Annotated in this window: 8 protein-coding genes; 5 read left to right on the forward strand and 3 right to left on the reverse strand. The window is 40.1% G+C overall.

Going from position 1 to position 13,900, the window contains the following annotated elements; genetic code table 11:
• Window positions 1–9 precede the first annotated feature (9 nt).
• Complete coding sequence (gene rcsC / locus PSF09_RS08915) at window positions 10–2,796, reverse strand: two-component system sensor histidine kinase RcsC (RefSeq protein WP_371031989.1); 2,787 nt, start codon at window positions 2,794–2,796, stop codon at window positions 10–12.
• Between the two features lie 214 nt (window positions 2,797–3,010).
• On the reverse strand, window positions 3,011–5,626 hold the full coding sequence (gene gyrA, locus PSF09_RS08920; RefSeq protein ID WP_004912190.1) for a DNA topoisomerase (ATP-hydrolyzing) subunit A: 2,616 nt from the start codon (window positions 5,624–5,626) through the stop codon (window positions 3,011–3,013).
• Window positions 5,627–5,924: 298 nt separating this feature from the next.
• On the opposite strand from gyrA, the gene ubiG reads away from it, so the two are divergent.
• The 4 genes from ubiG to yfaE all read left to right on the forward strand — a co-directional run bounded on the left by ubiG (window position 5,925) and on the right by yfaE (window position 10,710).
• A complete protein-coding gene (gene ubiG, locus PSF09_RS08925; protein WP_210837266.1) occupies window positions 5,925–6,647 on the forward strand; it encodes a bifunctional 2-polyprenyl-6-hydroxyphenol methylase/3-demethylubiquinol 3-O-methyltransferase UbiG in 723 nt (240 codons plus the stop codon).
• 357 nt (window positions 6,648–7,004) lie between these two features.
• The gene (gene nrdA, locus PSF09_RS08930; RefSeq protein ID WP_210837264.1) at window positions 7,005–9,296 is read left to right on the forward strand and encodes a class 1a ribonucleoside-diphosphate reductase subunit alpha; all 2,292 of its coding nucleotides are present in this window, start codon (window positions 7,005–7,007) and stop codon (window positions 9,294–9,296) included.
• An 11-nt stretch (window positions 9,297–9,307) separates the two neighbouring features.
• Window positions 9,308–10,444: a class Ia ribonucleoside-diphosphate reductase subunit beta gene (gene nrdB, locus PSF09_RS08935; protein ID WP_004912195.1), complete on the forward strand. Its 1,137-nt coding sequence runs from the start codon at window positions 9,308–9,310 to the stop codon at window positions 10,442–10,444.
• A 2-nt stretch (window positions 10,445–10,446) separates the two neighbouring features.
• Window positions 10,447–10,710, forward strand: a complete 264-nt coding sequence (gene yfaE, locus PSF09_RS08940; protein WP_210837262.1) for a class I ribonucleotide reductase maintenance protein YfaE — start codon at window positions 10,447–10,449, stop codon at window positions 10,708–10,710.
• A 72-nt stretch (window positions 10,711–10,782) separates the two neighbouring features.
• On the opposite strand, the gene PSF09_RS08945 is transcribed toward yfaE, so the two are convergent.
• On the reverse strand, window positions 10,783–12,123 hold the full coding sequence (locus PSF09_RS08945) for an anaerobic C4-dicarboxylate transporter (protein ID WP_210837260.1): 1,341 nt from the start codon (window positions 12,121–12,123) through the stop codon (window positions 10,783–10,785).
• 479 nt (window positions 12,124–12,602) lie between these two features.
• Here PSF09_RS08945 and tyrP point away from each other — a divergent pair, with 479 nt between their 5' ends.
• The gene (tyrP, locus tag PSF09_RS08950; RefSeq protein ID WP_247605336.1) at window positions 12,603–13,751 is read left to right on the forward strand and encodes a tyrosine transporter TyrP; all 1,149 of its coding nucleotides are present in this window, start codon (window positions 12,603–12,605) and stop codon (window positions 13,749–13,751) included.
• Window positions 13,752–13,900: the final 149 nt, after the last annotated feature.

Below are 13,900 nucleotides of genomic sequence, written 5' to 3' on the forward strand. Positions count from 1 at the left end.
TAAGTATATTTAACAATAGCGCGTTAAGGTCTCACGTAAAATTGCAATTGTTGTTGGTTTTGATAAACAATCATTCATTCCTGCATTAATACAACGTTGCTTTTCTTCTGCCATTGCATTAGCAGTTAATGCGATCACCGGTAAATTAGACTCTAAGCGCCGCAGTTCTTTTGCCAGCTGATAGCCATCCATATTTGGCATATTTACATCTGTTAAAACAATATCAACATGATGATTATTTAGGTATTTTAGTGCGTCTACCCCATCTATTGCCGTTCCTGTAGTAAAACCGATAGACGCTAATTGTTCACTTAATAATGCTCGGTTAATTGGGTGGTCATCGACAATTAACACATGGTATTCGCCTAACGAATCATCAGCAATCAATGGTTGATTTACCATATTATTTTTCTGCGATTGCTCAATCGTTTTCATGATGGCTTTATCAATTAAAACAGGTAATTTATCTAATTGATATGTGTTACAAATCCATTGGTTAGGTTTTATTTCGTAAAGCTCACCGGCATAAAAACTCGATAACTGGACATGATCTTCACAGATTATACCTTCTGTATACTCATAATCGGTTATTAATAAATTATAATTTTGTGTTTTATCAATTGAGCTATGGCCGACAACCGTAAATTGCTCATGGCTTAACAAACGTAAAAGAAAGTTCATTAAAAATTCATTTCGACACGAAATAGCAATACGATAATGTGCGCGGTATTCTGGAATGTTTTTCTTAATATATTCTTGACCGTATAAAGGAATACGAATAGTAAATGAGCTACCAAGTCCAATTTGGGAACTGACTTCAATGTCACCATCCATGAGGTTAATCAGTTTTTCACAAATCGCTAATCCTAACCCTGTTCCTTTATGACCGATATTATTTTGGTCATGAACTTGAAAAAATGGGTCAAACAACTGCATGACCACGGCATGGGTCATTCCAATTCCTGAATCACGTATTTCAATCTTTAAATAATTCTCATCTTTCCAGACATACAGCAATACAAAACCTGATTCTGTAAATTTAATACTGTTATTAACAATATTAGAAACCACTTGTTGTAAACGCACAGAATCGTTCAAAATGAGATCAGGAATGTTAGGTTCAATATAAGAATATAATGATATTTTTTTCTTAGATACTAATGGCAAGTAGTTCGCTAATACAAATGCAAAAACCTCTCGACAATTAAACAGTTTACTTTCTATTTTCAATTGCTTAGATTCAATTTTTGAAAAGTCCAAAATATCACTAATAATTTGTAATAAAAGCGACGATGAATTATCCATCGTGGAAACTAAGCGTGTCGCTTTCTCAGATAACTCATAACGTTGTAGCAATTCTATATTACCAATAATGCCATATAGCGGCGTTCTTAATTCATGGCTAACTGTCGCTAAGAACATCGACTTAGCATGGTTCGCTTGTTCCGCTGCATCGGCTACATCTTGCAATGATTTTTCCATTTGAACACGAATACTGATGTCTACTAATACACAAATAGCGACATCTTCATTTTGATATCGCGAATTCACAAAGCTAATTTGTAAGTGTGTTCCGTTGGTTGTCACCACATCAATATAATTGCTCGTTTTTTGGCGAATGATGGTTAATATTCGCTGCTTATCATCATCATTTAATAACCGAAAATAGTCATGAGCTAATTCATTACTGAGAATATTGCCTCCATCAGTTAACCTTAAAATGATAATGCCGACAGGTGCTGATGCCACTATTTTGTGATTGAATTGTTCATGCTCTTCAAGCCGTATCGCAGTGTTCTCTGCGGGTTCTAACATTTTCCTTTCAAGCAACCAAATTAAAAAGAAAATTAGCCCTCCCGTAAAAATGTTAAGGACGATGCCATAAAAAATAGTATTTTCTAAGCTAGCTAATATTTCAGACGTCGCAATTGAGAAAATGACCGTAATTTGAGAAGGTGATAAGCGCTTTTTAAAGATTAATTTTGAATAATCGGAGTTAAAACCAAAAAATGAAGGTTCTGAAATATTGAGTAATGCTGAGCTCTTAGGGTTGATATCGATAGGAGAATATAAAACAGGCTGGTTATAATCGTTAATTATGAGTATTTCGACAGCTTTATTTCGGCGTATATTGAACTGATTCAAGTTAATTGAACGTTCTAACCCAATAAACGCAGGCAGCATGTTATCGTGCTTGATTGCCTGAATTAAGTAAACTTGTCCATAATCTGGCTGTGCGCCATGCATAATTGTAAATAAATTACGCTCTTTTCCTTGTAACCTCAAGCCTTGGTAAGTCCGCACACTTTCATAGCTGACTTTTTTGAGTATTTCGATATCAGATATTGTTGAGCGGATCGGGTAATCCACCATACAATAACTTCTTGAACCAACTAAAAAGACATGGTTTAAAGCTTGAGGTGCAGCAATACTCTCTTTCCAAAAATAATTCAGTTGTTCAAAAGCTTGTAAGTAATTCTCTGCTCTATCCCTAAAATAATCACAATCCGTATTCGGCGTTAATTTATAAAAAGAGTAATTAGATGCATTCGGTAATTCGAGAAATTTACTTGGAAGATTCTTTACGTCTGTTGATTCTTGCAGCTTTACTCGATATAGCTCAGTCATTGACTGGATAGAATTAAGTGTCGCTCCCGTTTGTTGGATATAAGCTTGCAGGTTTTCGTAGCCTGAATAGAACTGTTGACGAATATCTGATTTGTATTCATTAAATTGCGAATAAAGGAAAAATAAAGTGATAAAAACGCCCATGCCCCACAACATCAAGCCGAGGATACGAAATAAATCCCGAGAAAGTCTAAGTGATGTTTTAAACGAGGGTAAATATCTCAAGCGCTTTCCTGTATATTCGATACTATGACCGCTAATTATACTCGATTACATGATAAAAAAGCGACTAACATGAAAAGTATTAAAATTAACACATTAAGGTTAGAAACTAAAACGGGTAGCTAATTACGCTACCCGTTCATTAAATTAAACGCGATGATTACTCTTGATCGTCGATATTTGCATCATCAACACCATTTTCTTCAGTGTTTTCATTTGCAATCTCATCATCATTGTTTTCATCGTCATCCGTTTCAGCAACGCGCTGCAAACCAACAACTTTTTCATCTTCAGCGGTTCTAATCAAGGTAACACCTTGAGTATTACGGCCAACGACACTCACTTCAGACACCCGTGTACGAACTAGTGTGCCGGCATCCGTGATCATCATGATTTGGTCTGTTTCATCAACCTGAATCGCGCCAACTACATTCCCGTTTCGCTCACTCACTTTAATGGAGATAACCCCTTGAGTTGCACGAGATTTAGTTGGGTATTCAGCTTCTTCAGTACGTTTACCGTAACCATTTTCTGTCACAGTTAAGATATGCCCTTCTCCACGTGGAATAATCAAAGAAACGACTTTGTCGTTATCCATTAATTTAATACCACGTACACCTGTTGCGGTACGTCCCATAGGACGAACGGCATCTTCAGCGAAGCGCACAACTTTACCCTGAGCTGAAAACAGCATGACTTCGTTTGAACCATCTGTTAAATCAACACCAATCAGTTCATCACCGTCATTCAAGTTCACCGCAATAATACCGGCGCTTCTTGGGCGACTAAACTCTTGTAAAGGTGTTTTCTTCACAGTACCACTCGCCGTTGCCATGAAGACGTTGTAACCCTCTTCATATTCACGCACAGGTAAGATGGCCGTAATACGTTCATCTTGCTCTAGTGGTAATAAGTTAACAATTGGGCGACCACGTGCACCACGGCTCGCTTCTGGTAACTGGTAAACTTTCATCCAATATAAACGACCACGGCTTGAGAAACACAAGATGGTGTCATGTGTATTGGCGACCAATAAGCGCTCAATGAAGTCTTCGTCTTTAGTTCTTGCAGCAGATTTACCTTTACCACCACGGCGCTGTGCTTCGTAATCAGACAGAGGCTGATATTTCACATAACCTTGATGAGATAATGTCACCACTACATCTTCTTGATTAATCAAATCTTCAATATTGATGTCTGCGGTATTTTCTGTAATTTCTGTACGACGAGGGTCGTTGTAGGTATCACGAATAATTTCTAACTCTTCGCGAATCACTTCCATCAAACGTTCAGGGCTGCGTAAAATAAACAGTAAAGCTTCAATTTGCACTAGAAGTTCACGGTACTCTTCCAGTAATTTTTCATGCTCAAGACCCGTTAATTTTTGGAGGCGTAAGTCCAAAATAGCTTGGGCTTGTTGTTCAGTCAGGAAATATTGCCCTTCATGCACACCAAACTGGGGTTCTAACCACTCAGGACGAGCAGCGTCATCACCCGCACGTTCTAGCATCGCAGCAACATTACCCAGATCCCAAGAGCGTGCAATCAGCCCTGCTTTTGCTTCGGCAGGCGTTGGTGCTTTACGGATCAATTCAATAATTGGGTCAATATTAGCCAGAGCGATTGCTAGTGCTTCAAGGATATGAGCACGGTCACGCGCTTTGCGTAATTCGAAAATCGTACGACGAGTGACAACTTCACGGCGGTGACGCACAAAAGCAGCAATAATATCTTTTAAATTCAGTATTTTGGGTTGCCCTTGATGTAGAGCTACCATATTGATACCAAAAGAAACTTGCAATTGGGTCAATGAATATAAGTTGTTTAGTACAACTTCACCCACCGCATCGCGTTTAACCTCAATAACAATGCGCATACCGTCTTTATCCGACTCGTCACGCAGTGCACTGATACCTTCAACGCGTTTGTCTTTAACTAATTCTGCAATTTTTTCAATCAAGCGAGCTTTATTCACTTGATAAGGGATTTCGCTGACAATAATGGTTTCACGACCATTTTTCTCATCGACTTCCACTTCAGCGCTTGCACGGATATAGACCTTGCCACGCCCTGTACGGTACGCATCAATAATCCCACGACGACCGTTGATAATCGCCGCTGTAGGGAAGTCAGGCCCTGGAATATGTTCCATTAAACCTTCAATACTGATGTCTTCATCTTCTATATAGGCAAGACAACCGTTAATCACTTCACCTAAATTGTGAGGTGGAATATTGGTTGCCATCCCAACAGCAATACCTGAAGACCCATTAACCAAAAGGTTGGGGATTTTCGTCGGCATAACTTCAGGAATTTGCTCTGTTCCATCATAGTTTGGAACGAAATCAACGGTTTCTTTTTCAAGGTCCGCCAGTAGCTCATGGGCAATTTTCGCCATACGGATTTCCGTATAACGCATTGCCGCTGCGGAGTCTCCGTCAACTGAACCGAAGTTTCCCTGACCATCAACCAGCATGTAACGCATTGAGAAAGGCTGTGCTAGACGAACGATTGTCTCGTAAACAGCGCTATCACCATGTGGATGGTATTTACCGATGACGTCCCCAACAATACGGGCAGATTTTTTATAGGGTTTATTCCAATCATTTCCCAATACATTCATCGCAAACAGTACTCTGCGGTGTACTGGCTTCAGTCCATCTCGAACATCTGGAAGTGCACGGCCGACAATAACGGACATTGCATAATCCAAATACGAACTTTTAAGCTCTTCTTCGATATTAACTGGTGTGATTTCTCTGGCAATCTCGCTCATGGAACCACTGTCCCTCATAACTTCGGATTCAAAGAGTAGAACTATACCACAATTCGCCAATTTAATAAAAATAAGAGACGGGTATTTGTCTTCCAAGCTATGTATAATAGCGGAAAATTAAGTTTATGTGTCCGAAACTTGAAGGTTTATCAATTAATAACTGCAATAATTGCATTGTTGTTTATATTTTAGCCATCAATTCTTATCGGGCCGCTATTTCCCCCCTATTGAGCATAGTTTAAATATAGTTATCGTTAATAGGCTTTAGGGAATAGGTTAAAAATAGGAGCTTTTTTGTATGAATGACACCCAGACCCCAACGTACCTTAACGTCGATAAACAAGAAATCGAGAAATTTGAGTCCATCGCTTCCCGTTGGTGGGACCTAGAAGGGGAGTTTGCCCCACTACACCGCATCAATCCATTACGTTTAGGTTATATTATGCAGCGTGTAGACGGTGTTTTCGGTAAAAAAATTCTTGATGTTGGTTGTGGCGGTGGCATTTTATCCGAAAGTATGGCGCGTGAAGGTGCAGAAGTCACCGGTCTTGATATGGGGGCTGAACCCTTAATGGTCGCACGCTTACATTCCCTTGAGTCCGGTGTTCCGGTTGAATATGTCCAAGAAACCGTCGAACAGCACGCTGACAAGCACCCTCAAGCCTATGATGTTGTTACATGTATGGAGATGCTTGAACATGTTCCAGATCCTCAGTCTGTCGTTAGAGCTTGCGCTAAATTAGTGAAACCAGGTGGACACGTTATTTTTTCAACCATTAACCGCAACAAAAAAGCATGGTTAATGGCTGTTGTCGCCGCTGAATATATTATGAAAATCGTGCCTAAAGGGACTCATGATGCCAACAAATTTATTCGCCCTTCTGAGTTAATTGGCTGGATTGACGGAACACCACTGAAAGATAAACATATCATAGGGTTACACTTCAACCCATTAACGGATAAATTCTGGCTAGGGCCAAATGTTGATGTAAATTATATGCTGCATACTGTGAGCGAATAGTCATTTAGTCGTGAAAAGAATAAATCACAAGCAGTACGTTTAAGAAAGCAGCAAACGATCGCATTTTACAAAATTTATTTTAGTCCTCATGTCGGAAGCATTTTTTTTATTAATGCCTTTTACCATGCAGCTTACCGACATGATCTGTTTTCTTATCCAACCAGTTATCCACAAGATCCCTCTAATTTGTTCACTTGATAAAATCACATATTAACATTATCTTGTTATGGTATTCTAAACAAACTACTACATATAGTGGTACAAGCAAACATAACACTACTAGCCTCATGGCATTACACCATGAGCTTTTTTATGTTTTTTTAACCCATTTGTAGTTCAACCAAGGTGTACTTGCTCATGAACCAGAGTCTGTTAGTCACAAAGCGTGATGGACATAAAGAACGCATTGATCTCGACAAAATCCACAAGGTAATAACCTGGGCCGCGGAAGGCCTAAGTAACGTATCCGTTTCTCAAGTGGAGTTACGTTCACAGATTCAGTTTTATGATGGGATCAGAACTTCTGACATTCACGAAACGATGATCAAAGCAGCAGCAGATTTAATTACGGGTGATACACCTGATTACCAATACTTAGCTGCACGCCTTGCTATTTTTAACTTACGCAAGAAAGCCTATGGCCAGTTTGAACCGCCTGCATTATATAAGCATGTTAAACACCTCGTCGAAATGGGGAAATATGACAAGCATTTGCTGGAAGACTACTCTGAAGCAGAGTTCGAGCAAATGGATAGCTTTATAGACCATTGGCGTGATATGAATTTTTCCTATGCTGCGGTAAAACAGCTTGAAGGAAAATATTTAGTTCAAAACCGTGTTACTGGTGAAATTTATGAAAGCGCACAGTTTTTATACATTTTAGTTGCTGCTTGCCTGTTTTCACATTACCCAAAAGAGACGCGCCTCGATTATGTTCGCCGTTTCTATGACGCCGTTTCAACATTCAAAATTTCATTACCTACGCCAATTATGGCGGGGGTACGTACTCCTACACGTCAATTCAGCTCTTGTGTACTGATTGAGTGTGGTGACAGCTTAGATTCCATCAATGCCACTTCAAGCGCAATTGTGAAGTATGTCTCGCAGCGTGCGGGTATTGGGGTAAATGCAGGCCGTATTCGTGCATTAGGCAGCCCAATTCGTGGTGGTGAAGCGTTCCACACTGGCTGTATTCCGTTCTATAAACACTTCCAAACTGCGGTTAAATCTTGTTCGCAAGGGGGTGTTCGTGGTGGTGCTGCAACCTTGTTCTACCCTATTTGGCACCTTGAAGTTGAAAGCTTATTGGTACTGAAAAATAACCGTGGGGTTGAAGGTAACCGTGTTCGCCATATGGATTACGGTGTGCAACTCAACAAGCTAATGTATGAGCGTTTGATTAAAAACCAAGATATTACATTATTCAGCCCATCAGACGTTCCAGGTCTTTATGATGCATTTTTCGCTGATCAAGACGAATTTGAACGTTTATATGTGAAATACGAACAAGATGAAAATATTCGCAAATCCAGTGTTAAAGCTGTTGAGCTATTTTCATTAATGATGCAAGAACGTGCATCTACTGGCCGAATCTATATTCAAAACGTTGACCACTGTAATACACATAGCCCATTTGACCCACAGGTTGCCCCTGTTCGTCAGTCAAATTTATGTTTAGAAATTGCACTACCAACTAAGCCATTAAACAACATTAATGACGAGAACGGTGAAATTGCGCTGTGTACATTATCGGCATTTAACTTAGGGGCGATTGATAGCCTAGATGAATTAGAAGAGCTGGCAATATTAGCTGTTCGTGCTCTTGATGCACTGCTTGACTACCAAGATTACCCAATCATTGCGGCGAAGCAAGGCTCAATGGGGCGTCGTACACTCGGTATTGGGGTGATTAACTACGCTTATTATCTCGCGAAGCACGGTGTTCGTTATTCTGACGGTAGTGCGAACAATTTAACGCACAAAACATTCGAAGCCATTCAGTATTATCTATTAAAAGCCTCGAATGAGTTAGCAAAAGAGCAAGGTGCTTGCCCATGGTTCAATGAAACAACTTATGCACAAGGCGTTTTACCTATCGATACCTATAAAAAAGAGCTCGATAAGTTAACTAATGAACCTTTGCATTACGATTGGGAAGCCTTACGCCAAGATATTAAACAACATGGTCTGCGTAACTCGACACTGTCTGCATTGATGCCTTCAGAGACATCATCACAGATTTCTAACGCAACCAATGGTATTGAGCCACCACGTGGTTATATCAGTATTAAAGCCTCTAAAGATGGTATTTTGCGCCAAGTGGTGCCAGATTACGAAAATCTGAAAGGCGCATACGAGCTACTATGGCAAATGCCTTCAAACAGTGGCTATTTACAACTCGTTGGTATCATGCAGAAATTTATCGACCAGTCGATTTCTGCTAACACAAACTATGACCCAACTCGTTTTGAGAGCGGCAAAGTGCCAATGAACCAATTGCTAAAAGATTTATTGCTCGCCTATAAGTTTGGTGTGAAAACACTTTACTACCATAACACCCGCGATGGGGCGGAAGATGTTCAGGGCGATCTGGAAGAAGTTGTTGAGTCAGCAGATTCCGATTGCGAAGGCGGCGCGTGTAAAATTTAATAGGAATTGTTATGTCACACACATATACAACGTTTTCACAGAAAAAAAATGACCAAATGCTGGAGCCGATGTTTTTCGGCCAACCAGTTAACGTGGCGCGCTATGATCAGCAAAAGTACCCTATTTTTGAAAAGCTGATTGAAAAACAATTGTCGTTTTTCTGGCGCCCTGAAGAAGTTGACGTATCTCGCGACCGTATTGATTATAATGCGCTGCCAGATCACGAAAAACATATTTTTATCAGTAATCTGAAATATCAAACGCTGTTGGACTCTATTCAGGGCCGCAGCCCTAATGTGGCATTATTGCCGCTGATTTCGATTCCTGAACTGGAAACTTGGGTAGAAACGTGGGCGTTTTCTGAAACGATCCACTCACGTTCATACACGCATATTATTCGTAATATCGTGAATGACCCAGCCATTATTTTTGACGACATCGTTGAAAATGAAGAAATTTTAAAGCGTGCTAAAGATATTTCTGGTTTTTACGATGACCTGATCGAAATGACCAATTACTATCATATGTTTGGTGAAGGCACGCATACTTGCAACGGCAAGCAAGTCACTGTTTCTCTACGTCAATTGAAGAAACAGCTGTACCTGTGCCTAATGAGCGTTAATGCGCTCGAAGCCATTCGTTTCTATGTTAGCTTTGCCTGTTCATTTGCGTTTGCTGAACGCGAACTCATGGAAGGAAATGCTAAAATCATCAAGCTAATCGCACGTGATGAAGCGCTGCACTTAACGGGAACACAACACATGTTGAACCTGTTGCGCTCAGGGCAAGATGACCCAGAAATGGCCGAAATAGCGGCAGAGTGCGAACAAGAGTGTTATGACCTGTTCGTTCAAGCTGCAGAGCAAGAAAAAGAGTGGGCTGACTACCTATTCAGCGAAGGCTCTATGATTGGTTTAAATAAAGACATTTTATGCCAATATGTTGAATATATTACTAACATTCGCATGCAAGCTGTTGGCCTGAAATTGCCATTTGAAGCTCGTTCAAACCCAATTCCATGGATCAACGCATGGTTGGTGTCTGATAACGTACAAGTTGCGCCTCAAGAGGTTGAAGTGAGTTCTTATTTAGTCGGCCAGATTGACTCTCAAGTCGATACCGACGATTTGAGCGACTTCGAACTGTAATCATGGCAAGCCATAAAATCACCCTGCGGCTAACGCAGGGTGTTCAAGTCCCCTACCATACCGACATTCATTCGTGTTTGTTGGAAGCTTTAGAAGACAGTCGTATCCCTGTAGAATACCAATGTCGTGAAGGTTACTGCGGTTCGTGCCGAGTGACATTATTACGTGGAAAAGTGGGTTATAAACAAAAACCTATCGCATTTGTGCAAGATGGCGAGATTCTGCCTTGCTGTTGCCATCCGCTATCGGATATTGAAATTGGTTAATCTAAAATAGGTGATTGCACAGCGGTTTATCCGTTACCTGTGCAATCACTTTTTATTCACTTACTTTATTGATTATAAATAACCATATAAACCTGCAAATACCCAGCCAAACACACAAGACACGCCCACCCCAATTAACCCCGGTAGAATGAAACTGTGGTTGATAACAAATTTACCAATACGCGTTGTTCCAGAACGGTCAAATTGAATTGCCGCAAGATCACTTGGATAAGTCGGTAAAATGTAGTACCCATAACACGCAGGTGCAGAAGCGATAATATAAGCAGGGTCAACACCAATACCTAATGCAATTGGTACTACAGCGGCTAGTGCAGCCGCTTGAGAGTTAACAAACTTAGAAACTAATAACAAGATGACGGCATAAGCCCAAGGGAAATCTTTCACTAAAGAACCTAACGTTCCTTTAATTTCATCCATGTGTGCGCCGAACATGGTTTCTGCCATCCACGCGATACCATACACCGCCACGATAGCAATCATCCCTGAACGGAATACTTCATTCTTTGAAATTTGCCCAGGATTGGTCTTACAGATAATGATAATTAGCGCACCCGCTAATAACATAAACATCTGGATGACTAAAACCATAGATAACGGCTTACCATTAACTAGCGGCCTTAGTTCAGAGAATGCGCCAAGTAGTGCGACAACTGCGATAGAGGCTAAAAAAATCCACATCGCTACCCAGTTAATTTTCGGTAATTTTGTATTCAGCAGTGTCACACTGTCACCATAAACATAATCATGGTTTTCAGGGACTGAGATAAACTCTTGGAATACAGGGTCTTTATCGAGATCTTTACCTCTAAACCAACTGAAAATACCAATAGCTAAAATACCAATTAATGTTGATGGGATAGTAATTGCTAATAAATCAAGGAATTCAAGGGACTGACCATTAATTGTCACGCCGTTTAGCATTGCCACTAATGAAACAACCGCGACTGAAACTGGGCTGGCGATAATCCCCATTTGTGCGCCAATACTGCTCGCGGCCATCGGTCTTTCTGGACGGATATTATTTTTAATCGCCGCATCGTAGATGATAGGTAAAATCGTGTATACCACATGCCCTGTACCACACAAAATGGTTAAGATGCATGTCACAAAAGGTGCCACAATAGAAATGTACTTAGGGTTTTTTCGTAGTAGTCGTTCTGCAATTTGCAGCATGACATCTAAACCGCCTGATGCTTGTAACGTCGCTGATGCGGCAACAACAGCAATGATAACAAGCATAACATCAACAGGCGGTTTTCCAGGTGGTAAGCCAAAACCAAAAACTAAGATAACTAGGCCAACACCACCTAATAGCCCGAGTGCCATTCCCCCTTTTTTTGCTCCATAGAATAAGCAAACAAGGATAATGGCGAGTTGAATCATAAAGTCCATAGTTCCATCCTTTATATATATGTTTGCATATATTATCGGGATGATTTTCAAGCATTAATTTGATTTATGATAACTTCAAAATCAATTTACTTTTATTTTTTATGCTTTTATTTTGACCTCATCACATAATTTATATTAAGTAACTGACATACTGTACAGTTAGCTGTCATTTCAATAAAAATCAACTTATTACCATACCATTTTTAACAAATCACCCCATATAAATTTACCTTTAGTCACCATAAATCATCATTTTTTCTTCACTTAATTAACCCTGCTTATTGTCTTCAGTTTCGCTATCTACTTGATTATTAGTGTAAACTTATAATTACACTATCTGTAATTTACATTTGACAGTGAACTTGCGATCGCATAATCTGCATCACTTGTTAATTATTCAAATTCAATCAGAGGAACTTGTGAAGAATCGTACGCTTGGCAGTGTGTTAATCGTTGCAGGGACAACAATAGGTGCAGGGATGTTGGCAATGCCACTTGCCGCTGCAGGAGTCGGTTTCACAGGCATCGTTTGCTTGCTTGTTGGATTATGGATGTTAATGAGTTATACCTCATTGCTATTAGTCGAAGTGTATCAGCATAACCCTGCAAATATGGGCCTAGGCTCCGTCGCTAAAAAATATCTGGGTCCTGTTGGCCAAATAGTGACTGGACTCAGTATGCTGCTATTAATGTACGCATTAACAACTGCTTACATCGGAGGGGCTGGTGTATTAATTTCAGATAGCCTGTCTTCTTGGTGGGGAATTAACATTTCAACCAACACTGCCATTATCGCATTTACTATTATTGGTGGTGCAGTTGTGTGTATTGGCACACATTCAGTCGATTTTATTAACCGAATTTTATTCACAGCAAAAACGATTTTTTTGGTCATCATGCTCGTTGTGATGATGCCGCATGCTGAAGCGGTAAACTTAAGCACTATGCCGATTGAAAAAGGCCTTGTTTTGGCCGCAGTGCCCGTTATTTTTACCTCTTTTGGTTTTCATGGTAGCGTACCGAGTTTAGTTAACTATATGAATGGAGATGTACGTAAATTACGTATGATTTTCATTACCGGAAGCGCAATTCCTTTAGTGGCTTATATTCTATGGCAAATTGCAACGTTAGGTTCTATCCCATCACACACCTTTATTGGGATCCTAGCGCAAGAGTCTGGCCTTAATGGGTTACTTACCGCGATTCGCGATGTTGTCGCAACACCTCGAGTCAATATTGCCGTCAGCCTATTTATGGATTTAGCGTTAGCCACGTCCTTCTTAGGTGTTGCATTGGGCTTATTTGATTACCTCGCAGATTTGTTCAAACGGAGTAATCAATTTATCGGTCGTGTACAAACAGGCTTGCTTACCTTTGTTCCACCATTATTGGCCGCCCTATTCTTTAGTAGTTTCGTACAAGCATTAACTTATGCTGCTGTCGCGCTCTCAGTCTTAGCACTGATTATTCCTGCACTGTTAACACTGCGTGTACGTAAATTAGAAACTCAAGATGGGTATCAAGTTAAAGGCGGTACCCCTATTTTAGCCTTAGTATTAGTATGTGGTATTGCCGTAATCGCTATCCAATTTTCGATTGTTGCCGGATTTTTACCAAACGTCGGTTAACAAATTGATAAATTAAGCCGCAATCTGGGTAACTCCAAATTGCGGCTTTTGTTTAACTGAAATTAACTCCCCCTTCCTCCCCGTTCATAGTTTGATATCTACTATCAATCAATAATCACTTAGCATTCCCACTAATTCTATACATACAT

It is taken from the genome of Providencia sp. PROV141 (assembly GCF_028481645.1).
Classification (GTDB): domain Bacteria; phylum Pseudomonadota; class Gammaproteobacteria; order Enterobacterales; family Enterobacteriaceae; genus Providencia; species Providencia rettgeri.